Annotated in this window: 27 protein-coding genes; 9 read left to right on the top strand and 18 right to left on the bottom strand. The window is 62.8% G+C overall.

The genetic code is table 11. The features are described from left to right. Positions 1 to 77 precede the first annotated feature (77 nt). Together P9230_RS25565 and P9230_RS25560 are read left to right on the top strand one after the other, a co-directional pair. Complete coding sequence (locus P9230_RS25565; protein ID WP_066992956.1) at positions 78 to 272, top strand: DUF3606 domain-containing protein; 195 nt, start codon at positions 78 to 80, stop codon at positions 270 to 272. Between the two features lie 189 nt (positions 273 to 461). Beyond that, positions 462 to 719: a helix-turn-helix domain-containing protein gene (locus P9230_RS25560; RefSeq protein ID WP_067321910.1), complete on the top strand. Its 258-nt coding sequence runs from the start codon at positions 462 to 464 to the stop codon at positions 717 to 719. A 248-nt stretch (positions 720 to 967) separates the two neighbouring features. Here P9230_RS25560 and P9230_RS25555 read toward each other — a convergent pair whose 3' ends face one another. After that, positions 968 to 1,186 (bottom strand): hypothetical protein, encoded by a 219-nt coding sequence (locus tag P9230_RS25555; protein WP_095824617.1) that lies wholly within the window; start codon positions 1,184 to 1,186, stop codon positions 968 to 970. Positions 1,187 to 1,425: 239 nt separating this feature from the next. Between P9230_RS25555 and ligD the strand changes: the two genes are divergently transcribed. After that, positions 1,426 to 3,195, top strand: coding sequence for a DNA ligase D (ligD, locus tag P9230_RS25550; RefSeq protein WP_278121025.1), 1,770 nt, complete (start codon positions 1,426 to 1,428; stop codon positions 3,193 to 3,195). A gap of 288 nt (positions 3,196 to 3,483) precedes the next feature. Here the strand turns inward: ligD and P9230_RS25545 are convergent, their stop codons facing one another. Then, complete coding sequence (locus P9230_RS25545) at positions 3,484 to 3,606, bottom strand: hypothetical protein (protein ID WP_259979811.1); 123 nt, start codon at positions 3,604 to 3,606, stop codon at positions 3,484 to 3,486. A 44-nt stretch (positions 3,607 to 3,650) separates the two neighbouring features. Continuing rightward, entirely contained in the window at positions 3,651 to 3,839 is a 189-nt protein-coding gene (locus P9230_RS25540) for a DUF3606 domain-containing protein (protein ID WP_095778947.1), read from the bottom strand. Between the two features lie 212 nt (positions 3,840 to 4,051). Between P9230_RS25540 and P9230_RS25535 the strand changes: the two genes are divergently transcribed. Continuing rightward, on the top strand, positions 4,052 to 4,561 hold the full coding sequence (locus P9230_RS25535) for a DUF892 family protein (protein ID WP_278111676.1): 510 nt from the start codon (positions 4,052 to 4,054) through the stop codon (positions 4,559 to 4,561). Positions 4,562 to 4,612: 51 nt separating this feature from the next. Here P9230_RS25535 and P9230_RS25530 read toward each other — a convergent pair whose 3' ends face one another. From P9230_RS25530 to P9230_RS25510, 5 genes are all read right to left on the bottom strand, one after another. Beyond that, a complete protein-coding gene (locus P9230_RS25530; protein ID WP_067321896.1) occupies positions 4,613 to 4,900 on the bottom strand; it encodes a DUF982 domain-containing protein in 288 nt (95 codons plus the stop codon). A gap of 22 nt (positions 4,901 to 4,922) precedes the next feature. Then, entirely contained in the window at positions 4,923 to 5,222 is a 300-nt protein-coding gene (locus tag P9230_RS25525) for a DUF982 domain-containing protein (protein ID WP_067321894.1), read from the bottom strand. A 343-nt stretch (positions 5,223 to 5,565) separates the two neighbouring features. After that, the gene (locus P9230_RS25520) at positions 5,566 to 5,871 is read right to left on the bottom strand and encodes a hypothetical protein (protein WP_066992982.1); all 306 of its coding nucleotides are present in this window, start codon (positions 5,869 to 5,871) and stop codon (positions 5,566 to 5,568) included. Positions 5,872 to 5,989: 118 nt separating this feature from the next. Then, positions 5,990 to 6,151 carry a hypothetical protein gene (locus tag P9230_RS25515; protein WP_095801495.1) on the bottom strand — a complete coding sequence of 54 codons (162 nt, stop codon included), beginning with the start codon at positions 6,149 to 6,151 and terminating at the stop codon, positions 5,990 to 5,992. An 82-nt stretch (positions 6,152 to 6,233) separates the two neighbouring features. After that, positions 6,234 to 6,464 carry a hypothetical protein gene (locus P9230_RS25510; RefSeq protein ID WP_278056665.1) on the bottom strand — a complete coding sequence of 77 codons (231 nt, stop codon included), beginning with the start codon at positions 6,462 to 6,464 and terminating at the stop codon, positions 6,234 to 6,236. Between the two features lie 309 nt (positions 6,465 to 6,773). On the opposite strand from P9230_RS25510, the gene P9230_RS25505 reads away from it, so the two are divergent. Then, complete coding sequence (locus P9230_RS25505; protein ID WP_127215351.1) at positions 6,774 to 7,106, top strand: hypothetical protein; 333 nt, start codon at positions 6,774 to 6,776, stop codon at positions 7,104 to 7,106. Between the two features lie 54 nt (positions 7,107 to 7,160). Here the strand turns inward: P9230_RS25505 and P9230_RS25500 are convergent, their stop codons facing one another. Together P9230_RS25500 and P9230_RS25495 are read right to left on the bottom strand one after the other, a co-directional pair. Then, positions 7,161 to 7,346 carry a hypothetical protein gene (locus P9230_RS25500; protein WP_066992988.1) on the bottom strand — a complete coding sequence of 62 codons (186 nt, stop codon included), beginning with the start codon at positions 7,344 to 7,346 and terminating at the stop codon, positions 7,161 to 7,163. A 268-nt stretch (positions 7,347 to 7,614) separates the two neighbouring features. Continuing rightward, on the bottom strand, positions 7,615 to 9,150 hold the full coding sequence (locus tag P9230_RS25495; RefSeq protein ID WP_278121024.1) for an FAD-dependent oxidoreductase: 1,536 nt from the start codon (positions 9,148 to 9,150) through the stop codon (positions 7,615 to 7,617). A gap of 478 nt (positions 9,151 to 9,628) precedes the next feature. On the opposite strand from P9230_RS25495, the gene P9230_RS25490 reads away from it, so the two are divergent. After that, on the top strand, positions 9,629 to 11,578 hold the full coding sequence (locus tag P9230_RS25490; protein WP_245322370.1) for a GGDEF domain-containing phosphodiesterase: 1,950 nt from the start codon (positions 9,629 to 9,631) through the stop codon (positions 11,576 to 11,578). Positions 11,579 to 11,651: 73 nt separating this feature from the next. Here the strand turns inward: P9230_RS25490 and P9230_RS25485 are convergent, their stop codons facing one another. The 4 genes from P9230_RS25485 to P9230_RS25470 form a co-directional block, all read right to left on the bottom strand. Further along, entirely contained in the window at positions 11,652 to 12,467 is an 816-nt protein-coding gene (locus P9230_RS25485; RefSeq protein ID WP_095801491.1) for an oxidoreductase, read from the bottom strand. A 54-nt stretch (positions 12,468 to 12,521) separates the two neighbouring features. Further along, on the bottom strand, positions 12,522 to 13,820 hold the full coding sequence (gene fabF, locus P9230_RS25480) for a beta-ketoacyl-ACP synthase II (RefSeq protein WP_278121023.1): 1,299 nt from the start codon (positions 13,818 to 13,820) through the stop codon (positions 12,522 to 12,524). Between the two features lie 39 nt (positions 13,821 to 13,859). Continuing rightward, complete coding sequence (locus P9230_RS25475; RefSeq protein WP_278121022.1) at positions 13,860 to 14,438, bottom strand: TetR/AcrR family transcriptional regulator; 579 nt, start codon at positions 14,436 to 14,438, stop codon at positions 13,860 to 13,862. A 364-nt stretch (positions 14,439 to 14,802) separates the two neighbouring features. Further along, positions 14,803 to 15,534: a GntR family transcriptional regulator gene (locus tag P9230_RS25470; RefSeq protein WP_067322033.1), complete on the bottom strand. Its 732-nt coding sequence runs from the start codon at positions 15,532 to 15,534 to the stop codon at positions 14,803 to 14,805. A gap of 187 nt (positions 15,535 to 15,721) precedes the next feature. Between P9230_RS25470 and P9230_RS25465 the strand changes: the two genes are divergently transcribed. After that, a complete protein-coding gene (locus P9230_RS25465; RefSeq protein ID WP_278121021.1) occupies positions 15,722 to 16,735 on the top strand; it encodes an SIS domain-containing protein in 1,014 nt (337 codons plus the stop codon). 45 nt (positions 16,736 to 16,780) lie between these two features. Next, complete coding sequence (locus P9230_RS25460; protein ID WP_278121020.1) at positions 16,781 to 17,596, top strand: PfkB family carbohydrate kinase; 816 nt, start codon at positions 16,781 to 16,783, stop codon at positions 17,594 to 17,596. Positions 17,597 to 17,599: 3 nt separating this feature from the next. On the opposite strand, the gene P9230_RS25455 is transcribed toward P9230_RS25460, so the two are convergent. From P9230_RS25455 to P9230_RS25440, 4 genes are all read right to left on the bottom strand, one after another. Next, entirely contained in the window at positions 17,600 to 18,571 is a 972-nt protein-coding gene (locus tag P9230_RS25455; protein ID WP_066993007.1) for an amino acid ABC transporter permease, read from the bottom strand. Positions 18,572 to 18,589: 18 nt separating this feature from the next. Beyond that, positions 18,590 to 19,870 carry an FAD-binding oxidoreductase gene (locus P9230_RS25450; protein ID WP_278121019.1) on the bottom strand — a complete coding sequence of 427 codons (1,281 nt, stop codon included), beginning with the start codon at positions 19,868 to 19,870 and terminating at the stop codon, positions 18,590 to 18,592. A gap of 49 nt (positions 19,871 to 19,919) precedes the next feature. Next, positions 19,920 to 20,747 (bottom strand): transporter substrate-binding domain-containing protein, encoded by an 828-nt coding sequence (locus P9230_RS25445; RefSeq protein ID WP_278121018.1) that lies wholly within the window; start codon positions 20,745 to 20,747, stop codon positions 19,920 to 19,922. 148 nt (positions 20,748 to 20,895) lie between these two features. Next, positions 20,896 to 21,789 (bottom strand): LysR family transcriptional regulator, encoded by an 894-nt coding sequence (locus tag P9230_RS25440; RefSeq protein ID WP_127215229.1) that lies wholly within the window; start codon positions 21,787 to 21,789, stop codon positions 20,896 to 20,898. Here P9230_RS25440 and P9230_RS25435 point away from each other — a divergent pair. Beyond that, complete coding sequence (locus P9230_RS25435; RefSeq protein ID WP_347404013.1) at positions 21,674 to 22,912, top strand: MFS transporter; 1,239 nt, start codon at positions 21,674 to 21,676, stop codon at positions 22,910 to 22,912. The genes P9230_RS25440 and P9230_RS25435 overlap by 116 nt on opposite strands. The last annotated feature ends 22 nt before the right edge of the window (positions 22,913 to 22,934 follow it).

The following is a 22,934-nucleotide window of genomic DNA, read 5'->3' as shown; positions in this document are numbered from 1 at the left end:
CGTAGCGCTTCACGCACATATTAGCGGTTTGGAACATTCCTGCCTTCCCGGTGTTCGTTTTGCCAGGAGGAGCAACCATGGCAGACGTCAAAACGAAGCGCGATTTCCGGGACCGCGACCGTGTGTCGGCGGACGACGATTATGAGGTTCGCTACTTTGCCAAGCAGCATCGCATCACGCCTGAACAGGTTCGGGAACTGATCAGCGAGCACGGCAACGACCGTAAGATTTTGCAACGTGAGGCAAGGAAGCTGGGTGACAAAGCTTTCTGATTTGGGGCCGCCGATCTTTGCCCGGTTGCGGGTCAGAGCAGCCGCCAACGAAGAGGACCAGTTCCGGACATGTCCCGCCTGCGGGCAGGCAGTGGACTGGGGCGATCTCCGGCAGGTGATCTGGCACGAGCAGCCGGGACACGCGAGGCTGGAAATTGACAGCTGAAAAACCCTAGGGGAGACCCCTTGATGGATTTGACGCCAGAGGAGTCGCGAGCCGCGCGAGAACTCCTGCACTGGTCGCAAGTGCGCCTCGGCGCCAAGGCCAGCCTAGGGGAGGGGACCATTCGCGACTTCGAGAACGGGATCAGAATTCTGCGGGCCGAGAAACGAACCCGCATCCGTCGCGCTTTTGAGGCGGCGGGCGTCGTGTTCACGGCGAAGGGGCCCTCGCTTTCGGCCGTCAGGCCCGAAATGAATGGCTATCGCCATAAACAGCGCCGCTAAGCTAGTCCCGCTGCCGAGCGCTGCTGGCAGCGAGCTAACTGTCCACGCAAACCGGAGGTCGCGTCCTCCGTGAGGCCTGTGAGCACTCGTGGACGTTCGCCGGAGAGCTTCGACTTCAAGCTGGTTCAACCTCGACCAGGCAAATGAACGACGCGCATGGCTGACTTATTTGCAGGGCAGGACCGCGGCCGCGCGTTGCCGGCGTTCCCGAAGGGGAAGTCAGAGACTCCTCGATCTTCGAGGCGGCATCAACTTTCCGGAAACCCGTATCGCAGCTTTTGGCCGGTGCCCGGCTGCTTGACAGCGTCAAGTCCCAGTCGCGTGTGTTCGTGCTTGGCAAAAGCTTTCGCGTCCGCTTCGGAACCGAAACCCTTGATGGTGACAACGCCATCCTCGATAACGCGCACGTAATACCTGTCTTCCAGCGTGTCGATTTCGACCGAATCCATTACGATTGACTTGTTCATTGACGGCCCACCTGAAGAAGATCCACCCCGCAGCCAAACGTCGCCGGCTAAGGATTGTTCCGCACTCAACTGATAAAACATCTGATCAGATAATCGGAGCACTCTGCGGCCCGGAGGGCAACGTGTTGCCTTTGCGAGGCCGCGCTTTGCCAAGTTGGACAAACATACGATTTTACTAAAATGGAAGGAACTGATGGGACTGCTCCGGCTTGAGTCGCGGTTCGTGGAGTCGCGCGTGCATGACCAGCGGCAAAGACCGGCTTTCCTTCATCGAGTTCCAATCGCCCACCTTGGTCGAGAAAGCTCCCGAAGGCGGCGAATGGCTGCACGAGATCAAGTACGACGGTTACCGAACCCAGCTCATCGTGGAAGGCGCAACAGCGCGAGCCTTCACGCGCCGCGGCTATGACTGGTCGCATCGCTACAGGAGGATTGTCCAGGCGGCGGCGGGCTTGCCGGTGAAATCTGCGATCATTGATGGCGAGGCTGTCGTTCTCGGCGACACCGGCTTGCCTGACTACCAGGCGCTGGAGCGCGAGTTGGGCAACGCAAACTCTTCGAGATTGATCTTCTATGCCTTCGACCTGCTGCACCTCGACGGTCGCGATCTGCGACAGCAGCCGCTGGTCGAGCGCAAGGCAGCGCTCGAAACGCTGCTGAAGGACAGCGCGCCGACGCTGACCTATGCCGAGCATCTGGAGGTGAGCGGCAGGGAGATGTTCGATCATGCCTGCCGGATGGGCCTGGAGGGGATCGTGTCGAAGCGCGCGGACGCGCCCTACCGTTCCGGCGTGCAGACGAGCTGGGTCAAGGTCAAATGCATCAAGAGCGACACCTTTCCGATCGTCGCGTTCGTCGAGAAGCTTGGTGCTGAGCCGCGCCGGATCGCATCGCTCTATATCGGCAAGCGCGAGGGCGATCGGCTGCTTTATGCAGGCAAGGCTCAGAGCGGTTATACGCTTGAAGTGGCGCGACGCGTTCGCGAACGGCTCGATCCGCTGATCATCGGCAAATCGCCTTTGTCGGAGCCCATTGTGAAGCCAAAGGCGACCTGGGTGAGACCCGAAGTCCTGGCCGAGGTGCAGTTCAGCGGCGTTACCGATCGCGGGATCTTGCGCGAAGCCGTGTTCAAGGGGCTCCGCGAGGACCTGGTGGCCGTCCCGCCAAAGCCGCCGGCGCCGTCGAAACGAAGAGCGGACCGAGATCACGGCGTGCCGCGTGAGAATATCTTGCAGCTGCTGCCCGATGCGGTTTCGCCTTCCAAGGATGAGCTCGTTCGCTATTGGAGTCTGGTCGCCGATCAGGCGCTGGTGCACCTCGGCCGTCGCCCACTGAAGCTCGTCCGTCATGCCTTCGGGGCAACTTTCTACCACAAGGGACCGCTGCCCGAGATCCCGGCAGCGGTGCACCAGCTGCGCGTCGAGAAGCGAGAAGGTGGGGAGGGCACTCGGGTCTGGGTCGACGACCTCGACGGCTTGCTCGGGCTGGTCGAAATGGATGCTGTCGAGCTCCACCCGTGGAATGCCACGGTGGATGACATCGAGCATGCCGACCGGATCGTGCTGGATCTCGACCCTGGTGAGGGCGTGGAATGGGCGCAAGTGACTGAGACCGCGCTGGCGCTGCGCGACATCATGGCAGCGTCAGGTCTGGAAAGCTGGCCGAAGGTCACGGGCGGCAAGGGCATTCACTTGATGGCGCCGCTGGCGGCGAAGATGACCCACGACGGCGCGCGGCAGCTCGCCAGGTCGATTGCACAGGTCCTCGCCGACGCAGAACCCGACCGCTACTTGCTGTCGGCCGCGCCGGTGGCCCGCAAGGGCCGCATCTTCATCGATTATCTGCGCAACGGACGCGGCAACACGGCCGCCGGCGCTTTTTCGCCGCGGGCCCGCGCCGGCTTCCCCATCGCGCATCCCGTTACTTGGGTGCAGGTAGAGCGGCGTATCCGGCCGGATGCGTTTACCATGGACCATCCGTTCAGGGCGGCTCAGCGAAATGCGGCGTAGCGGGCGAGGCCCGTGAAGATCATCTCGAATCTGCGTTCTTAGGCATAGGCGATTGAATTTTCGGGCGGAACCAGTTTCCAAGAACGCAAATTGCTGGCATGATCATATAAGGGCCTATGCATATTTTGATTCGATGGCCCCTGTTCCTGGTAACCGACGGCTCCCCATCGCCCCCCGCCCATGCCGTCGGTTGCCTCATTTCGAAATCCCAAATTAAGGACGCAGCCCCGACCGGTCGAGCAGGGCTGTGGTACGCCGCAAGGTCTTTGGCCTTGTGGCCGACGGCAATCACGAGCCGAACCAAAATAGCGCCAGAAGGGCCACAAAGATTGCGGCCGCGGCGACGGTGCCCCACATGAAGACCCTGCTGGTGCCACGCTGCTCCTCCTCGCGGGATAGGTTGTTAGCCATGTCAAGTCTCCTTCGCAGTATCTCCGCACAAGTGCGAACGCCTGTCAGCGGCTCGCCACCGCCCTTGCTTCGCGCTCCAGCGTCGCACGATCGTTTCCGTGCTTTTTGATGAGGTCGCGAGCCTCGGGGATTGTCAGCTGGAATTTCCTCGCGAAGTGGGCGACCTCATATTCCTCATCGCCTGACACGCGGCCGCGGTCGCGGAAATCACGCTTGGTCGTGTCGTCTGCCATGGTTGTTCCTCCTGGATAGGAATAAAACCGCCTCCCTTTGGGAATGTTCCAGCCTCTGGAAGGTTGGTATGCGGACGCGGCTTCCGTCCTGTCAGCGACGCTTTTCGAGGAGCCGCGGGCCTGCTGCTCGTCATGCCCACTCCCGTCACTCTCGCCACGGAACAATCCGCAGTCCTTGTGGTTCGGGCGCACCCAACCAGGAGGAACAAACTATGTCTGAATCCCGCGAATGGCTGATCCAGTGGCTGAGGGATGCTCACGCGATGGAAGAGCAAGCCGAGACGATGCTGTCCGGCCAGCTGGGCCGGCTCGAGAGCTATCCGGAACTCAGCGAACGCATCCGCGCTCACCTCGCCGAGACCAAGGAGCAGGCGAGACGATTGAAGTCTTGCCTGGAAGGCCTGGAAGAAGGTTCGTCAACACTGAAGGACGCAGGCGGAAAACTGACCGCAATGGCGCAGTCGATCAGCGGCGTGTTCGCCGGCGACGAGGTGATGAAAGGCTCTCTGGCCAGCTACACCTTCGAGCATATGGAGATCGCTTCCTATACGATCCTCATGGCTGCCGCTGAAGCCGTGGGTGAAGCCGAGATTGCTCGGGTCTGTGAGCAGAACCTGCGCGAAGAAGAAGCGATGGCCGAGTGGCTGAAGGACAATCTTCCGCAGGTCACCGAGACATTCCTCGCCCGGGCCGATGCCGACAGCGACAGCGCCAAGCGCTAGTTCGCGTCCTACAGGTGAAACGAGGCGGCGTTGGCCGCCGCCTCGGTCCCATCAAGCGTGCTTCGGCTGGGCTGCCTTTCCAGTTGGGAGCGGAACTGCTCCCTCCTCGATGAGGATGTCCTTCCGGCGGGCAAAGGCAACGAAGACGCCTCTCGCCGTTTCTGCGTCGATTTCGCCGGCCAAGGCGGCCTTGCAGGCACGCATCGCCGCCTTCTGCTCAGGGCTGTTGCCACACCAGTCGGCGACGAACTGATAGGCATCTACGACAGTGTTCAGCTGACGCGGAAATCCCAGTCCGACCCAGACGCGGATCGGCTTTTCGAACGGTTTTGCAAGCATCGTGACTGCCTCCTTTTTGCGGCTACGCAGTCACGCCGCTGCCTGGGCCCTTGCCGGTCATCCAAGGCAAAGTGACACTCACGTCCTCGTGGATTTTGACCGACTTTGCGAAGCCGCAGAACGCGTCTCTGGCCGCCGTTAGCGGATAGTCGCTGTCGAATGCTCGCTGACAGGCACGCAGGGCGGTCTCGTAGATGGTGCCGCGTCTGTTCTTGGGCCATTCGTAGAGAAATTCCAGGGCGTCATCGAGGCACGCGATTTCCTGGATGAGGCTGTTCCCGCTCTTCACGAAAACAGGGCTGTCAAACATCCGATCGTTCATAAGATCCTCCAAGTCGAACGAACAATTTGAGTTCTGAGACGGGCCGGAACCTTCAACGATCCTGGCCTGGCTGCGATATGGGTTTGCGGTTTTTGGCCGTCAAGATGAGGGCGCGTGCGGGAGCGTTCGGCTCGATGGGAACCTTCCGCGGGTCTTGCTGTTCGGTACGCAGCGGCGGGGCGAACCTTTGCTCCGAAATGAGGGCCGCCATCCGTGAGCGAGTCATGTGGCCCGCTCTTGCGAAAACCCGCCCGCGCTCCTCCCCGGGCGGGTTTTTGCCGGAGCAATTCTAGAAAGCGTGACTCGGGTTTCCGTCCGGAACTGCCGGCACGCACAGTCTTCCTTACGCCGGCCGCTGAACCACCGGTGGCTTTCGCGCGGGAGGCTTGCTGGTGGTCACCAGCCTGACCTTGTCGATGTCCACTGTAACCGGTACGCCGAGCTTCACGGTCACCCGGTCCCCATTGACGCGCGTTACATCTCCGACGAGCTCGATCGGCTGGCCTCTCTTCACGGTCGACGTGCGGTCGATGATCGAATGCGGCTGCTCATAGGAGGGAATCGACACGCTGACGCGGTCCTCCGTCACCCGCCGGCGAACCGTTGCGGTGATGGCAACCTCGTCTCCGACCTTGATGCCTCTTGCCATAGACGCAAGACTGGTGCGGTCGGCGGATTCGTCAAGCGATCGCTAATGTATCTTTGCGCACTTTCCAGCGCGTGCCTTGGCACGCGTGCAAGAAAACCGGATCTGGCTCGTCAACAGGCTACTTCCTGAACGACAGTGCCTTCGCCTCGCGAACGAGCGAACCCCAATTCAAGCCTAGGAAAGAAACAAGTTCCAAAGCCTGCGCTTCGGTAATGCCGATCTCCCGGACAAGCCGTTGAACAACAGCTTCCTGTGACTGACTGTCAGATGTGAGCGCCATGGGAAGTCCCCTATGGCGGCGCAACGTTCAAGTCAGAAATTAGTTCCCGCCAATTCCGGGCTTGGCTGCCACCGGCGGTCCGTTATTGGCTGGAAGCGAGCTTCTGGATACGCCCTTTGTCCAGACGGAACACCCCCTCGGTGCCGCCCTGGCGCTCGAAGTCGGTCTGGAGTTCGTCCCACGTACCCAGATATTTGCCGCATTCGGCACAATGGATTTGGGTAATGGGTTGAGCATCGATGGGGATCTGCAACCGGATCACACCGCAAAACGGGCATTCCAATTTGTGATCCAGATACCTACCGGCGATCATCGCCCACCATCTCGCAATCGGCAGGTCTGCGCAAGCCGCCGATTCTTGTGCATGCCGCCAGGAGGCACAAGCGATTCTGGGGCAACGAGACGCAGCACTTCGCCACGCCCTCCGACATCGCGCGCCCGCCTGTCTGTATCTTATGCATAACGCGTTCATGACCGGCGAGACCATCCAAAACGATGGCTGGTGTGAGCGGGCGAGGCAGACGGCTGCCGTGCCGGGCCTTCGCGATGCAATGGCATTTTCGGCGCAACGCTAATATACATGACGCCCGAATGAGCAGCGCCTCCGCACACGAGGAATGCCATGCGAAGGGTCATCTTCACAGCCATGTGCATTGCCGCCGCAACAGGCGCCAATGCGCATGATTGGTACGAAGACAAGATTGACCCGGTAACGAGATTCAAGTGCTGCGGCAGTCAAGATTGCCGCGCCATCCCTCAGTCTTCGGTGCGGTCCAGAGCCGACGGCGGCTATACCTATTTGCCCGACGGTTTCAACATCCCGCGAGACCGGGTTCAGGAATCACCGGATGGCCAATATCATATCTGCGAAAACAACTACGTGATAACCAATCAGCCCTATTTGCGCTGCTTCTTCGCGCCGCGGCTCAAGGTTTCTCGGCTGGTCGCACGCTGAGGGGATGGCCGTTTTTCGGAAAGGTCCATCGACCGGCTCAAGCGGCGGCGTGAACTAGACGCCCGAGTGCCTCGCCCTGATGATTCTGGCTTCCCGCAACAGCGCAGGACGATCGCGTCCAACCGCTTTTATCAGCCTCCTGGCTTGCGCGTCCGAAATGCCTGTTTTCTGTTTCAGCAAAATGACGAGCTGCTTGTCGTCGATCCGGTTATGGGAACTGCTTTCGCCGGGTTCGGTCATTGTTGGATCCTCCTCCGACCGAACGGAAAGAAGCCCTGAAAGGTTTCATCGCGTTGTTGCTTTTCGTAGGCGATTGGTACCGCCGATCGCATGGCGGCAAATCAGCCTTCGCCAGGCCGTCTGAAACGGCAAAACGGCCTTTGGTCCTCAACTGCAGCACATTTGCAGCGGTCGGCCGTTCCGGGCGGATGTCGGATTTGAGCGCATTGCAGACCGACGCCGGCCGCCTCCGTGCGTGCGCTGCTCTAAGCGGCCTCTGCATGCTTCATCAGGTAGCGCTCTGGCGTTCCATCTCCAATTCGGCCTTCAGGCTTTCGATGTCGCGAAAAATCGAGGCGACCGCCAGTGTGCGTCCCTTGCGCTTGAAACGCAGGAGGCAATCTTTGGCGGCGATGTCGCCTTCCACCGCGATCTCGTCCCATCGCTCCGCATGTCCAACGTAGTTGATCGGGACGTCATAATGCTGGCTCCAGAAGAACGGGACGGCAGTGTATTTCTCGCGCTGTCCGAGCATGTTCAGAGCAGCCGTCTGCCCCTGCCTTTCTGCGACCACCCAGTGCTCGACCCTGATGTTTTCGCCGGAGTGGGGATCGGGCCATCGCGCAATGTCGCCTGCCGCGAAAACGCCCGGCGCGCTCGTCTCCAGAAAGGCATCCACCATGATGCCGCGGTCGAGCCTGAGCCCAGCCTTTTCGGCAAGCCCGAGCCGCGGCCGCACGCCGATGCCAGCGACGATGAGATCCGCGGTCAGCGTAAGGCCGCTGCTCAGTTGCACGTTCGTGCCGTCGATGGCGGTCGCGGTGTCCTTGAGATGAAAGACGACGCCATTTTGCTCGTGGAGGCTGCGGATGAAGTCGCCCATCTGCGGCCCGAGGACCCGCTCCATCGGCCGTTCGTCGGGCGCGACGACATGAACTTCGATGTTCCGCGCACGCAGGGACGCGGCAACCTCGAGGCCGATGAAACTGGCGCCCAGCACGATGGCGCTGCGGGCCGTCTCGGCTTCCTCGATAATCGTGCTGCAGTCGGAGAGCGAGCGCAGCGTATGGACCTGTGGCTGATCGGCGCCCGGGATCGTGAGGCGGACCGGTTCGGCTCCCGTAGCAAGCAGCAAACGGTCGTAGGCAGTTCGGTTCCCGTCTGCGTGCACGACCTCGCCGGACCGGACATCGATGTCGGCGACGCTGGCTTTGAGGCGCAGATCAATGCCGCTCTTGGCATAGAAGCTTTCCCGACGCAGCGGAACCCAGTCCGACGGCGCCTTGCCGGCGAGGTAGTCCTTGGAAAGGTTGGGGCGATCGACGGGCGGCGCCTCGTCGTCGCTGAGCATGACAATGCTGCCCTGATGGCCTTCACGACGCAGTCTTTCGGCGGCTGCGAAACCGGCCGCGCCGCCTCCGACGATCACGATTCTGCCGGCAAACTGGCCAGCGCCTCCGCTGCCGGGCGTTTGAGCCGCTCGCTTGCGCTTCTCGCCCACGAATATGCGATCGCCGCGATGTTCCACCGACCAGCAGGCGAGTGGACTGAACGCAGGCGCACGCACGGCTTCGCCGGTGCGCAAATCGAAGCAGGCGTGGTGCCACGGACATCGAACGGTATCCTCCACGACAAGACCGTCGACCAGCGGCCCGCCATAATGCGTGCACGCCGCTCCGATTGCGAAGACCTCTGTCCCGCGGCGCACCAACAGCACCTGTTCATCGCCACAGTGACCGACCAGCTTTGCGCCATCGGCAAGGTCGGCTAGCGCAATGCCTTGGGCCAGATCCGGTCCGTTCGATTTAGAGTGGTCTTGAGCCATCTTCTTTCTCCCTGCGCTATTCGATTGGAGTCCGACCGAGCCAGACTGACTCCCGACGCTGGTTTGGGCAAATCAACGATCGCCTGGCCTGCTTTGCGCCAGTCGATGGGCAAAGTTCGAGGCCTGTCACGACATCGACACCCATCCTTTGGTGACCGTAGCGGCCGACGAATGATTTGATGGAGTTTCGTCAGATCGGTTTCCAAACGGACCCAAAGATTTTCGCAAACTCCCGCCACACCGGGGTAGATCGAAGCGCAGAGGCAGCGTGGGGAACAGTCCGTTCGGCTGGAGTTGTGGACAGCCTCGACCCCGATGGGGAGGCGGGCCGGACCGTCGCGCTCGCCTATCCATGACTGATGCGGCGTAAGTCGCTGAAATCCTTAACGCGATTTTCATTTCGCTCGTTTAGCCACTAGGCATGAGAAATTCCGACCAGCCCGGCCCAGGTTCAGCCCTTCAGGGGCAAAGCGAAGCCGTGGAAGCGGGAATTCTGCGGGATCAGTTCGCTGACCTGAAGAAGGGCCTTTTCATCTCGATGCCCATCGGCACCGTTCTCTCGGCCCTGATCCTGGCCGTGCAGATGCTCTCGGGCGGTGGCCCGGCGGCGGCGCTGTGGTTTGTGGCGGTCACCATCATCAACGGCGCCCGCATAGGACTGGCCCTCACCCAGCCGGAAATTGCCTTTAATGGGCCCGATGGCCGGTCGAGGCCGGTCGATGCGCGACTTTCCGTTTACGGGCTGTTAGCGCTGGCATCGGGCATCGCCTGGTCTTTTCTGGCCGTGCTGTCGGATGGATACACCACCCCCCAGGCGCCGCTCTATCTGATCGTGCTCGCCGGCCTGTCGGCCGGTTCGGTCACCTATGGTGCGTCATACGCGCCGGCTTCGATCAACTTCTTGACATTGCCGCTTCTGATCGCCGCAGGATGCGTGTTGGCGAAAGGCAATATCGAGAACTACGTCCTCGGCCTCACGGTCCTGCTTTTTCTTGGAGGCATGATCAGAAGCTCGCTGCTCGGGCAGACCCGCTTCAAGGAGACGAGCCGCCTCAAATACGAGGCGAGGGCGTTCGCAGCCCGGATGGAACGAAACTCCAGGTGCGATCCGCTGACGAACTTGCTCAACAGGCACGGGCTCGAGCACGCAATCGGCGAGATGGGTTTTTCCGACGGTCCGTTCGTGACCATGCTGATCGATCTCGACGGCTTCAAATCCGTCAACGACACCTATGGTCACAATATCGGCGACGACCTGCTGGTCCGGGTCGCGCGCAGGATAGAGAGCCACGCGCCGCCGGGGGCAACGATCGCGCGCATCGGCGGCGACGAGTTCGTGCTGCTCTTTCCCGCCGCAAGCTCGCAGCACTCGATAGACGAGCTTGCGTCCTTGATCATCGCGGCCATCGCCAATCCGGATCCGGCATTGAAATCGGTGCGTGTCGGCGCCTCGATCGGTATATACGTATCGGAGACACCGCGACTGACGGAGATGCTGCTGCGCGCCGACTTCGCGCTTTACGCGGCCAAGCGCAGCGGCAGGAACGAATACTGCCTCTTCGATGCCGAGCTCGATCACGGGCTCGAACGCAAGCACTGCATCGAGCGCGACCTGCGCGCAGCTATCGAGAGAGGCACGCTTTGCTCATGGTTCCAGCCCATCGTGCGGCTGGACACGCAAGCGGTCGCCGGCTTCGAAGCGCTGCTGCGGTGGCAGCACCCGGTTCACGGCGCCATTCCCCCGCCGGAGATCGTGACAGCGGCACGCGAAACCGGTCTGCTTTCCTTGCTGACGGAGAAGGTCTTTCTCAATTGCTGCTCCATGATCGAGGAACTGGCGAGGAAAGGGCGCCAGGATGTGCGCGTTGCGATGAATCTGTCGCCGCGTGAACTCGAGGCAGGCAATGTCGACGATATGATGCTGGACATCCTGAAGACGAGGAATGTCCCCGCGGCCATGCTCGAGATAGAGATTACCGAAGAGGCGCCCGTGGATCGCGCCCGGGTCGACGAAAAGCTGGAACGCCTGGCGGACGCGGGCATATCGATCGTGCTGGACGATTTCGGCACCGGCTTTTCGACCCTGGTTTCGCTGAAGGACAGTCGGATCCGCAAGATTAAGATCGACAAGGACTTCGTTCGCGATCTGGCCAAATCCGTGGAAGATCAGGCGCTGGTCAAGGCCGTCATCGATCTCGGACGAACGCTTGGCATAGAGGTCATGGCGGAGGGGGTCGAAACGGACGCCGATCGCCTGATCCTGCGCTCGCTCGATTGCATGATCGGGCAGGGCTTCCTCTTCTCGGCAGCGCTTCCCATGCACGATGCGCTGGCCTTCGAGCCGAGGCATTTCGACACCTCTGCCGCCGCAAATGCCGCCTTTGATCCCGGGCAACTCCCGTCGCGCCGAACCGGCAGCGCCGCCTAAGGGGGTGGGCGGCTGCGGCTGCCCAACTCCTGTGTCAGAGAGCCTCGAATGACCACTGTCGGCGACTTGGATGTCAGGCCGGCAGGCCGTTTTGCTTTCGCAGGCTCTTGTCGAAGGCGGATTCGGGAACGAAACGGCGCAGCAAGCTGATCTGGCGAGCCATTTTTCCGGCAGCATAGCGCCTCCGTGGAACGGAGGCGGTCGCCGCTTGCAAGACCGTCTTGGCCACGACCTCGGGCGCATCGCCTGTCTCGATGGCTTTCCGCAGAACCACATCCATGCCGGCGCGCGCGATGCCATAGATGTCCAGCAACTGATCGGGCCTGGCGAGATTTTCTTCAAACGACGTGCGGGTGTAGGCGGGCTCGACCAGCACCACGCGAATTCCGAACGAGCGCAGTTCATGGTCCAGCGATTCTGAATAGCCTTCGATCGCATGCTTGGTCGACGCATAGAGAGCGGAATAGGGAGCCGGAATCAGGCCCAGCACGGAACTCAAATTCACGATTCTGCCGCTGCGTTGGTGTCGCATTGTCGGCAGCACCGCGTTGGTCATCCGGATGACACCAAAGACATTCACATCGAAAAGCGCCTGAGCCTGCGCAGTCGAGGACTCCTCCGCGCCGCCAAGCAGGCCGATGCCGGCATTGTTGACCAGCAAGTCTATGCGCCCTGTTTCGGCCAGCACCTCTTCGACCAGCTTCGATACGGACGCGTCGTCGGTCACGTCGCCGGTCAGCATGGCAACGCCATCGGACTGTTCGGAGACCGCGCGACGGCTGGTTCCGAACACGCGAAAGCCCACGTTCCGGAGGGCTGCAGCTGTTGCGCGCCCGATGCCCGAGGATGCCCCTGTGACGAGGGCGACGCCAGGATTGGTCTTGGTCATGAGATCACTTTCTTGCGGCTGGAATGGGGAAATCGGAAGGCGGAAGCAAATGCGTCAGCCAGGAGCGGCTCGACCGTTCGCGCCGTGCCCGTCCCAGCGCCGGAACAGCGCGCTGGCGTTCACACCTCCGAAGCCAAAACCATTGGAGATCGCGTAGTCCATTTCCATTGGCCGGGCTTGGTTCGCGACGAAGTCAATCCCGTCGCCGGCCGGATCGGGCGCGCCCAGATTGAGGGTTGGCGGCGCCACCTGGTCCCTGAGCGCCAATATCGTGAAGATCGCGCCGAGACCGCCGGCGGCGCCGAGCAGGTGTCCGGTCGCCGACTTGGTCCCGCTGACGGCGATCGAGAAATCCGCGCCGAACACCCTTTTGATCGCTTCGATTTCTCCCAGGTCGCCCACCGGCGTGGAGGTCGCATGCGCATTGAGGTGGCGGATCTCGCGTGGCGAGATGCCGGCCTGGGCGATCGCGATCTCCATGGCGCGTCGCGCGCCATCGCCGTCCTCGGGGCCGGAAGTGACATGATGGGCATCCGCCGTGGTGCCGTAGCCGACGACCTCGGCGAGCGGTTTCGCGCCGCGAGCCAGCGCATGGCTCAATTCCTCGATGACCAGGATGCCGGCGCCTTCGCCCATGACGAACCCGTCCCGCGACAGGTCGAACGGACGAGAGGCCTGATCGGGACGGTGATTGAAGGAGGTCGAAAGCGAGCGTGCCGCTGCGAAGCCGCCCAAGCTGACGGTGTTCATGCATGCCTCGGTGCCGCCGCACAAAGCGACATCGGCCTCATTGGCGCGGATGATGCGAGCCGCATCGCCGATCGCCTGAATGCCGGCGGCGCATGCGGTTACCGGTGCGCCGATGTGGCCTTTGAAGCCGTAGCGGATCGAGACGTGGCCAGCCGCGAGGTTCACCAGGAAAGATGGCACCGTGAACGGCGAAAGGCGCCGAACGCCGCGCTGGTCGACGGTCCGGACAGCCTCGGTGATGGCGGGAAAACCTCCGACACCTGAAGCGATGATCGTCGCCGTGCGAAGCCGATCCTTTTCCAAGGCCGGTTTCCATCTCGCCTGGGCAAGCGCCTCTTCTGCTGCGGCCAGCGCGAACAGGATGAAGCGGTCGACCTTACGCTGATCCTTCGGAGTCAGGAAAGCGTTCGGATCGAGGCCGGCTTCGGGATCTTCTTCCAGGGAGGGAACCACGCCGCCGATCTTCGCCGGCAAATCTTCCACCACGTCGTCCGCGAGCCTGCGGATGCCAGAGCGGCCGGCCAGGAGACGCGACCAGGACGTCTCGACATCGGCCGCAAGCGGCGTGACCGCGCCCATGCCCGTTACAACGATCCGTCGCATCTATTCTCCTATCAATCCCAGTCGTCAGTCCCGCGCGGTTCAAGCCGTGACTGCGTCGCGAACCTGTTCGGCCGCCGCATCCAGAAAGGCCTGAGCGAGGTCGGGATCGTTGACGACGCGCGACAACGTCAGCGCGCCGACCATCGTCGAAAGAATGGCCATGGCCTTGCTGTTGGGCTCGTCTACGTCGGTCGCGGCGATCAAACGGCCGATGATTTCGAGATACTGCTTGATGCCGGCTTCGAATGACCCTTTCACGTCGGCCCCCTGTCTGGCGGCATCCGAGCCGAGCGCCGCGACCGGGCAGCCGTCCATCCTTTGCTCGCGATGGCCCATGCTGAGGTAAAATGCCATCACCGCCCCAAGCGGATCGCGGGGATTGGCTGCGGTCGCCGTCGCCCATCGGGCAGCCGTACTCTCCACCGCCCGTCTGGAAGCCTGTGCGACCAAGTCCTCCTTCGACGCGAACTGCTTGTAGAAGGCGCCTTGGGTCAGCCCGGCACCCTTCATCAGATCCTTGAGGCCGATGCCGTCGAACCCATGTTCCCGAAAAAGGCGGCTGGCCACGTCGATCACGGTCTGCCGGTTCTTCTCAGCCTGAATGCGGCTCACGCGCATGATCGGCCTCCATATTTAGATTGCGTACGAAATCTATATGCCATTTAGAGACTGAACGCAATCTATTTAGGATTCGGGATAGGCGGCTCGTCGGGGGCTCAGGTTTGCTGCAGGCCAAATGCGCCCCGCCGACCGGGATTCCGTGAGCTTCTCGTTGCCGGGCCACCGCGAACAGCTCTACGCGTTGTCGAGATCCGGTGGGGAGGTGATCCACCGGGGCCGACAAGCATCTGCGCGCCAACACGCCGCCGGGCTAACCGCCACGCAGCGTGCAACTGCCGGCACCAGAGGATCTGTTCGAAGGCTATGCGGCAGCGTCCCGGCGAACACCGCCGTCGCCGGCCCGAATCGCCGGCGTTGGGCGTCACCGCCTTGCGAAGCTGAAGGCGAAATGGCTGCCGCGATGATAGACAGCGGCATAGACGACCGGTGTCCCGGTCGCATCGAAACAGGTTTCCGTAATGAGCAGCGCCGGCCCAAAATCGCGCAGGTCGTTGCGTTGCACGATTTCGTCCGGCAGCGTCACGGCTGAAACCGAGGCGGCCGACATACGCGGCTGATGGCGGTTTTTCTCCAACAGCGCGAGCAGCGAACCACTCCATTCGATGTCGAAAAGGCGGCCGGGCAAAAGGCCGCGCGGCACGTAATCCAGCGAGTAGATCAGGGGCACGTCGTTGTGCAGCCGCAGCCGTTCAAGCCTTATGACGCGCTCTCCGTCGGCCAGCCGCAATTGCTGCTGGATCACCGGATCGGGCGTTTCCTCGGCGATCGACAGAACCTTGTTGATGGTGTCGTAGCCATAATGGCGCGACATGTCGGTCACGCTTTCGAACATGGTGATCGGCCGGTCGACCTGCACGGCAGAGTTCGCCGTGACAAAGCGGCCGAGGCCGTGGGTGACGGAAATGGCGCCGTCCTGTTCGAGAAGTTTCAGCGCTTCGCGCAGGGCAGGGCGCGAGATGCGGAAGCGCTGCGTCAACTGCGACTCGGTCGGCAGCCGGTCGCCGGGCTTGAGCCCCTCGCTTCTGATCAGGTCGGCAAGGCGGTCGCGGAGCTGGACCGCCAGTGTGCGCGCATCGCGAAGCGGCTCGTCCAAGTCCTTTATCCCCATTGTGCCAACTCTCCTTTTGTTGTCGGACAATCGCGGCTAGGTCAAGCGGGGCATGTCGTGGCGCCTGAATTTGCTGCATACGCAAATGGACCGAAGCCGGTCCGCAAAATTTCTCTTGAAATGCGCTCATTGAGATGTCAGTTGTCTTACAACATAAGCGATCGAGGGAACGATGCTCAATTTCGACGAAGCCCGGTTTGTACGCATTCAATCGGGGGCGGTGGCTTTGCGGGAGCGCATCGAAACCGCCGTTGCGCAATGTCTCGCCGGCGGGGCTCAAAACATCTTCTTCCTCGGCACCGGCGGCGCGGCGATTCTGATGCATCCGGCCGCGCAATTGCTGCAGCGCCGGTCCGGCTTTCCCGCCTTCGTCGATATCACTGCCGAGCTGCAGCTTGCCCAATCCGTGCACCTGACCGAGAAGTCGATCGTCGTGCTGCCTTCGCTCTCGGGCACCACCAAGGAAAGCGTGGCGCTGCTGGCCAGGATCAAGGAGATCGGAGCGACGGTAATCACGCTGGTCGGGCATGAGGACACGCCGCTCAGCAGGGGCGGCGATCACGTCTTCGTCAACTTCGCTGAGGACGACACCTCCTGCGAGTCCTTCTACCTCCAGTCGCTGTTCATCGCGCTTTCGGTGCTGAAGCATCGCGGCGAGCTGGCCGAATCCGAACGGATTTTCGCCGAGCTGGCGCAGTTGCCGCGATTGCTGCTGGAGGTGAAGCGGAGCTATGAAAAGCAAGCCGCCGACTTCGCCCAAAAACTGTCCGCCTCCGACTATCACATCATAACCGGCGCCGGGAACGTCTGGCCGCAGGCTTGGTATTACGGCATGTGCATCCTGGAAGAGATGCAATGGATCCGAACCCGTCCGGTGCATGCCTCCGATTTTTTCCACGGCACGCTGGAGCTGGTGGAAAAAGACGTGAGCGTTGTTCTCTTCAAGGGCGAGGACAGCGCCCGGCCGCTGGCCGAGCGGGTCGAGAATTTCGCAGCTAACTACACGGACAAGTCGACGGTGCTCGACACGGCCGCCTTCGAACTGCCCGGCATTTCTGCGGACGTGCGCGCGCTGGTTTCGCCGGTCGTGCTGGCCACCGCCCTCGAACGCGTCAGTGCTCATCTCGAGATGATCCGCAACCACCCGCTGACGACGCGCCGCTACTACAAACGCGTAGCCTATTGAGCGCGTGCCTTTAGCAGCAGCGCTTCATGGCGTAGCAGAGGGGATATGACGGCTCAATTTCGATTTGCCGCCGTCGGCGACAATTGCACTGACCGCCTCGGCTTGCCGATTGGGCGCTCGCTGGTCGGCGGCAACGCGCTCAACGTCGCCGTCCAGCTCGCCCGGCTTGGCAATAGGAGCTTCTATTTCGGTGCCGTTGGCCGCGACGCCGAAGGCGAGCGCACCCGCGCCGAGCTCGAAGCCAATCGGGTCGTGGTCGACCACCTGCGAGTCGGCGACCGCAACACCGCCTGGACCGACATCAAAGTGTTGCCGTCAGGTGAGCGGCTGATCGCCGCCGAGGATTTCGGCGCCTGCGCCGGATACGCGCCGCACGAGGCCGAACTTGCCATCATGGAGGCGATGGATCACGTCCATATCGGCTGGCTGGATGACGGCGGCGCCTTGCGCTGGCGCCTGTCGCGGGCAGGCGTCAGCGTCTCGCAGGACATTTCGGTCAACGCCGATCCGGCCAATCTCGGCGTCGAGGGCCTGAGCATAGCCTTCTGCTCGACCGGCGAACCCTATGGTGCCGCGGCGGCGATGGCGGCGGATCTTCTGTCGCGCGGCGCAGGCTGCGCCGTCGTCATGCGCGGTGCCGAGGGGTCGATGGCGTTCACTGCCCGCGAGCGCGCCGAGACCGGCATCCGTCCGGTCGAGGTCGTCGACACGACCGGCGCCGGCGACAGTTTCATTGCCGGCTTTCTCCACGCCTGGCTGGCCAAAAAGCCGCTGTTGCAATGTCTCGAAAGCGGCCGCGATCGCGCCGCGCTGACCTGCTGCCATCTCGGCGGCTTCCCCCAGGAGGGAATGCCGCACTGAAGTTCAGCGCTTCAGCGAGCGCCCGAACCGTTCCTCGATGCGGGACTGCAGGAATTCGAGCCCGATCGACAGCAGCCAGTAGATCATCGAGGCGGTGATCAGCATCTCGATGTGCCGGAACTCGGTCTGGCCCTGCGTGCGCGCCAGATACATGATCTCCCATACGCCGACCACCGAAATCAGCGAGGAATCCTTCAGCATCGCGATGAACTGGTTGCCGGTCGGGGGAACGATGACGCGCATCGCTTGCGGCAGGATCACCAGGAACATCGTCTGGTTGGGGCTGAGGCCAAGCGCGGTGGCGCCCTCCGTCTGGCCGCGCGGAATGCTTTCGATGCCGGCCCGGAAAATTTCGGTCATGTAGGCGCCGTAGCAGAGCGACAGCGCCATGATGCCGGCGGGCACGGCCCCGATCACGTAGCCGACCTGCGGCAGGCCGAGATAGATGATGTAGATCTGCATCAGCAACGGCAGCCCGCGGAACAGCGAGGTGTAGAACGTTGCCAGGCCATAGACGACGCCGTTCTTGGAGAGCTTGGCTATGGCGCCGATGAAGGCGATGACCGTGGCTATGGCGATCGAAATGGCGGAGATGTAGAGCGTCGTCACCACGCCCTGCGAGACGAGGAAGCCGATCTTCCTGGCAATGAAAGAGAACGACAGGTCGAAGGAATAGAAGAACAGCATCAGCAGCACGAACAGCTCGATCCATACGGCCACGATCTGCTGTTTGCGCCCGAGTTGCTGCAGGGCTTTCCAGTTGGCCGCCGCGATCAGCGCGATCAGCACCGCCGAAACGCCCCGCGCTGCCGCGGGATTGGCGGCAAGCCATTCGAGGGAGCTCGGGACCAGCTTGCCGATCCAGTCGGCTTTGATGCCAAGGCCGTAGAGGCCTGCGGCGAACGCGGCAAGCGCCAGGCACATGCCGATGCGACGCGCCGCGTCCGGATAATTGAGCAGCAGTCTGCCGATCACCTGTCGATCTCCCTGTGGTCAGCGGGGGCGTTCGCGCCACCAGTCTTGCGCCTGTAGCTTCCAATAGGTGAGTTGCGCCGCGGCAAGCCCGACCGGCCCGCCCGCCCAGGTCAGTCCGAACCGTTCGAACAGCCGGTAACGGTCCGACTGGCCGAGTATCGCCTCGGCCACCACCTTGCCGGCCATGGCGGTGGTGTTGATGCCATGGCCGCCAAACGCCGTGAGATACCAGACGCCTGGCTGCAGCTGTCCGATCTGGGGCATCAGGTGCCGGGCGTAGGCCATCAGCCCCGACCAGGCGAGTTCGGTCTTGAGCGCAGCGAGCTGAGGATAGGTTCCGACCATCTCCCGGCGCAATTCCCTGGCCAGCGCTGCCGGCGAAGCGGCCCGCGTGGTGATGCGTCCACCCCAGAGCAGCCGCCGCCCGTCTTCCACGACGCGGTAGTAGTCGCCGGCGCGGCGGCTATCGCCTATGCCGTCGGTCGTCGCGATGGCGCTGGCGATGAGTTCCGGGGCCTCCTCGGTCAGCATCACATAGGTCGCAATCGGCAACATGGCCCGCCTCAACTGGCCGAGCAGCCGTCCTGTGTAGCCGCCGGTGGCGAACACCGCGTGCCGCGCGCGTACTTCGCCGTTTGCTGTGCGCATGGTCTTTTGCGGGCCGTCGAGTCTCGCCTCGACGGCGCTCGTCGCCTCGTGGATCCTGCCGCCCAGCCTCTCGATCTCGTCGGCGACGGAGCGCAGATAGTTGAGCGGATGCATGTGGAAGGCGTTGGGGTCGCGCAGGCCCTGATAGTAGCGCTCGGACTGCAGCACCGCGCGCACCTGGTCACGCTCGAGATATTCGAGCGGATAGTCGAAATCCCGCGCCAGCCGTTCGGCGTGGCCCTTCAGTTCGGCGCCGCCGTCATGGCGAAGCACGCCGATAATTCCGGGGCGAGGCTTTGCCGCCTTGATGTCGAGATCCTTGATCGTCTGCCGCACGAATTCGACGCCTTCGATCGACAATCGGTGCAGCTTCTGTGCCGCCGCGGTGCCGGCCATCGCGGCGATATTGTCGCTGCCGGTGGCGAAGCCGGGGCTGACGAAGCCGCCGTTGCGGCCCGAGGCGCCGAAGCCGACGCGCTCGGCTTCGAGCAGTACGACCTCGCGCCCGGCGCGGGCCAGTTGCAGCGCCGTCGTCAGACCGGCCAGTCCGCCGCCGACAATGACCGTGTCGCATTCGGCCAGACCCGCCAATGGTGGTCTGACCTTCTCGTCGGCAAGCGTGCGGCGATAGTAAGTATCGGGATAGGTCATGATGAATCGCATGAGAGCGGGCGGCCTTGAAAGCCGCCCGCGAAGAACGTCAGTCGGTGCTGTAGTTCTTGCCGTACCATTTGGTGGTCAGCGTGGCGAGCGTGCCGTCCTTTTTCATCTCGTCGATGATGCCGCCGACCTTGGTGGTCCACTCGGCGTCACCCTTGTCCGCGATCACCACCAGCGGCTCGCGGAAGGCGTAGTCGCCCTCAAGAATGCGCAGCGGATACCCGTTCTTGATGGCGTTCTGGGCGGTCTGCTCGGGCGCGATGACTGCATCGAGCCGCACGCCGTCCCCAAGTCTCAAATCGTCGAATGGCAGCATGGAATCGGCAAAGGTCCGGATCTCGCCCGGTTGCAGCTTATATTCGACTGGCGGAAGGCCCGGAGCGTCGATCTCCAGCTGACGTCGGATGAAATCTTCCGAAGTCGTGGCGGTTTCGACGCCAATCACCTTGCCGTTGAGGTCGGTCACGGACTTCGCCTTGCTGTCCTTGTGGACCACATAAACATACGGGCTGTAATAATAGATGCCGGCGAAATCGATCACCTTGGCCCGGGCCTTGGTCGGCGTCACCGAGCCGACGCCGAGGTCGTAGCGGCCTTGCCAGTGGCCGCCGGTCATTGTGGCCCAGTCGGGCGTCTCGAAGCTGACCTCCACGCCCAGACGCTTGGCGATCTCTTTCGAGACGTCGATATCAAAACCCACCAACTGGTTGCTTTCGTCGAGAAAGCTCTGCGGCGGCCAGCCGCTGTTGGTCGCGACCACCATGGCCTTCTTGGATGTGACGCGATCCAGGGTTTCTCCCGCTCGCGCTGCCGACACGAATGCGAGCGCGCCGGCAGCCAGCGCGAAACAAGCGATCAATCTCCTCACGAAACCTCCCTCTCGTATGTAAGATGTCTGACAACGCAATTGTCCGGAAGGGGCAGGGCGAGTCAAGCATCTTTTGTCGGGCATTGCCGAGTTGAGCCTGCAATGGGCGTCCAGGCGCTGGGCGCTCGTGCCGCCCCCGGCCCCAGGCTCAACTCCGATGCCGAAGCGCCTCGACGACGACTGCCATCGCCGGAGAAAGCTGCCGCCGGCTCGGATAATAGAGGTGATAGCCCGGAAAGGGCAGGCTCCAATCATCGAGCACGAGCGTCAGCCGCCCGTCCGCGATGTGGCGGCTGACGAGGTTTTCCGGGACATAAGCGATGCCGTAGCCGCTTAGCGCCGCATCGATCATCGGCAGGGTCGAGTTAAAGGTCAGCTGGCCATCGACCCGGACCCGAAGCTCGCGGCCCTTCTTCTCGAACTCCCAGGCATAGAGCCCGCCAAACGTCGCCTGCCGCAGGCCGATGCAGTCATGCCCGACCAGATCCTGCGGTGTCCTCGGGACTGGGCGGCGGGAGAAATAATCCGGCGAGGCGATGGCCACCAGCCGCCAGTCGGGGCCGATCCGCACCGCGATCATGTCCCGGTCGACGCTCTCGCCAAGCCGCACGCCGGCGTCGAAGCGCTCCTCCACGATGTTGCGCATGCCGTTGTCGCTGTAGAGCTCGACGCGCAAGTCAGGATAGTCGCAGAGCATCGGCTCGAGCTTCGGCCAGACCGTCGTCTGCAGCGCATGGTCGGACAGCGTGATGCGTACCGTGCCAGCGGGCTTGTCTCGGAAGGCGACCAGACCCGCGAGATCCGCCTCGATTTCCTCGAAGCGTGGGGCGAGCGACTGGTAGAGCCGCTCGCCGGCTTCCGTCGGCGCCACGCTTCGCGTCGTGCGCGTAAGCAGGCGAACCCCGAGGCGGGCTTCCAACTGCTTGATGGTGTGGCTGAGCGTCGACTGTGACGTGCCGAGTTCCGCTGCTGCCCTGGTGAAGCTGCGCTCCCGGGCGACAGCCAGGAACCACAGCAAATCTTTCATGTCGCCGCGCTGCATGGAGAACCTCCTGATCGATTTATATCACAGGTCGATAAGTCCATACGGATTATCGGCTCTAATCGATTTGGTTGCACTGCAATATCTTCCGGGCAGGTCGCGGCGGCCGTGGCCGATTCCGGCGCCCCGCTTGCAAGGATGCCCCCGAATGGAAACCACTTACGACACAAGGCTTGTCGAAGACCGCGCCATGCGGGGCGCGGTGCTCTCGATGGCGCTTTGCGTTTCGGTGCTCATCGCCTCGGAGTTCATGCCGGTCAGCCTGCTGTCGCCGATCGCGACCGATCTCGGTATCACCGAGGGTCGGGCGGGCCAGGCGATCTCGATTTCGGGCATTTTCGCTGTCGTGACCAGCCTGCTGGTCGCCGGTCTGACGCGCCGCATCGATCGCAGGCTGGTCGTCACCGGCTTCACCGTGCTTCTCATCGCGTCCGGGCTTGCCGTCACCTTCGCCCCGAACTACGCGTTCCTGATGGCCGGCCGCGCGCTGCTCGGCATGGCGATCGGCGGCTTCTGGTCGATGTCGACCGCGATCGTCATGCGCCTCGTCCCCGAGGAGCAGGTCCCAAAGGGCCTCGCCATGCTGAACGCCGGCAACGCCGTCGCGGCCACCATTGCCGCGCCGCTGGGCAGCCTGCTTGGGGCCTATGCCGGTTGGCGCGGCGCGTTCTTCCTGGTCGTGCCGCTCGGGTTCCTGGCGCTCGTCTGGCAGTGGCTCAGCCTGCCACCGCTCCCGCCGTGCCGTGGCACGAGGCCGTCCGGCAAGGGGCCGTCCGACTGGTTCACCGGCACGGTCCGGATCGATCCGCTCTTCAATCCCTTCGATGCCGCGCGGGTGCAGGGCGCGCAGGTCACCTTCGAGCCCGGCGCCCGCACCGCCTGGCATACGCATCCACTGGGGCAGACGCTGATCGTTGTCTCCGGCCGTGGCCGCGTGCAGCGCGAGGGCGGGCCGCTCGAGGAGATCCGCCCCGGCGACGTCGTCTGGTTCGCGCCCGGCGAGAAGCATTGGCACGGCGCGTCGCCCGAGACGGCCATGACCCACATTGCCCTCCAGGAGGTCAAGGACGGCAAGGTCGTGGACTGGCTGGAACATGTCAGCGACGCCGACTACGGCGCCTGATCACCGATCGAACGAAAAGGAA

This window comes from Mesorhizobium sp. WSM4887, from assembly GCF_029625865.1.
In the GTDB taxonomy this organism is placed as follows: domain Bacteria; phylum Pseudomonadota; class Alphaproteobacteria; order Rhizobiales; family Rhizobiaceae; genus Mesorhizobium.
Note: the sequence above shows the minus strand (reverse complement) of the source record. Positions and strands in the feature narration are given on the sequence as shown.

Bases quoted from the DNA above. Each gene is read 5' to 3' on its own strand.
- P9230_RS25565 (WP_066992956.1), top strand. From the start codon at position 78: ATGGCAGACGTCAAAACGAAGCGCGATTTCCGGGACCGCGACCGTGTG.
- P9230_RS25560 (WP_067321910.1), top strand. From the start codon at position 462: ATGGATTTGACGCCAGAGGAGTCGCGAGCCGCGCGAGAACTCCTGCAC.
- P9230_RS25555 (WP_095824617.1), bottom strand. From the start codon at position 1,186: ATGAACAAGTCAATCGTAATGGATTCGGTCGAAATCGACACGCTGGAA.
- ligD (WP_278121025.1), top strand. From the start codon at position 1,426: ATGACCAGCGGCAAAGACCGGCTTTCCTTCATCGAGTTCCAATCGCCC.
- P9230_RS25545 (WP_259979811.1), bottom strand. From the start codon at position 3,606: ATGGCTAACAACCTATCCCGCGAGGAGGAGCAGCGTGGCACCAGCAGG.
- P9230_RS25540 (WP_095778947.1), bottom strand. From the start codon at position 3,839: ATGGCAGACGACACGACCAAGCGTGATTTCCGCGACCGCGGCCGCGTG.
- P9230_RS25535 (WP_278111676.1), top strand. From the start codon at position 4,052: ATGTCTGAATCCCGCGAATGGCTGATCCAGTGGCTGAGGGATGCTCAC.
- P9230_RS25530 (WP_067321896.1), bottom strand. From the start codon at position 4,900: ATGCTTGCAAAACCGTTCGAAAAGCCGATCCGCGTCTGGGTCGGACTG.
- P9230_RS25525 (WP_067321894.1), bottom strand. From the start codon at position 5,222: ATGAACGATCGGATGTTTGACAGCCCTGTTTTCGTGAAGAGCGGGAAC.
- P9230_RS25520 (WP_066992982.1), bottom strand. From the start codon at position 5,871: ATGGCAAGAGGCATCAAGGTCGGAGACGAGGTTGCCATCACCGCAACG.
- P9230_RS25515 (WP_095801495.1), bottom strand. From the start codon at position 6,151: ATGGCGCTCACATCTGACAGTCAGTCACAGGAAGCTGTTGTTCAACGG.
- P9230_RS25510 (WP_278056665.1), bottom strand. From the start codon at position 6,464: ATGATCGCCGGTAGGTATCTGGATCACAAATTGGAATGCCCGTTTTGC.
- P9230_RS25505 (WP_127215351.1), top strand. From the start codon at position 6,774: ATGCGAAGGGTCATCTTCACAGCCATGTGCATTGCCGCCGCAACAGGC.
- P9230_RS25500 (WP_066992988.1), bottom strand. From the start codon at position 7,346: ATGACCGAACCCGGCGAAAGCAGTTCCCATAACCGGATCGACGACAAG.
- P9230_RS25495 (WP_278121024.1), bottom strand. From the start codon at position 9,150: ATGGCTCAAGACCACTCTAAATCGAACGGACCGGATCTGGCCCAAGGC.
- P9230_RS25485 (WP_095801491.1), bottom strand. From the start codon at position 12,467: ATGACCAAGACCAATCCTGGCGTCGCCCTCGTCACAGGGGCATCCTCG.
- fabF (WP_278121023.1), bottom strand. From the start codon at position 13,820: ATGCGACGGATCGTTGTAACGGGCATGGGCGCGGTCACGCCGCTTGCG.
- P9230_RS25475 (WP_278121022.1), bottom strand. From the start codon at position 14,438: ATGCGCGTGAGCCGCATTCAGGCTGAGAAGAACCGGCAGACCGTGATC.
- P9230_RS25465 (WP_278121021.1), top strand. From the start codon at position 15,722: ATGCTCAATTTCGACGAAGCCCGGTTTGTACGCATTCAATCGGGGGCG.
- P9230_RS25460 (WP_278121020.1), top strand. From the start codon at position 16,781: ATGACGGCTCAATTTCGATTTGCCGCCGTCGGCGACAATTGCACTGAC.
- P9230_RS25450 (WP_278121019.1), bottom strand. From the start codon at position 19,870: ATGACCTATCCCGATACTTACTATCGCCGCACGCTTGCCGACGAGAAG.
- P9230_RS25435 (WP_347404013.1), top strand. From the start codon at position 21,674: ATGGTGTGGCTGAGCGTCGACTGTGACGTGCCGAGTTCCGCTGCTGCC.
- P9230_RS25440 (WP_127215229.1), bottom strand. From the start codon at position 21,789: ATGCAGCGCGGCGACATGAAAGATTTGCTGTGGTTCCTGGCTGTCGCC.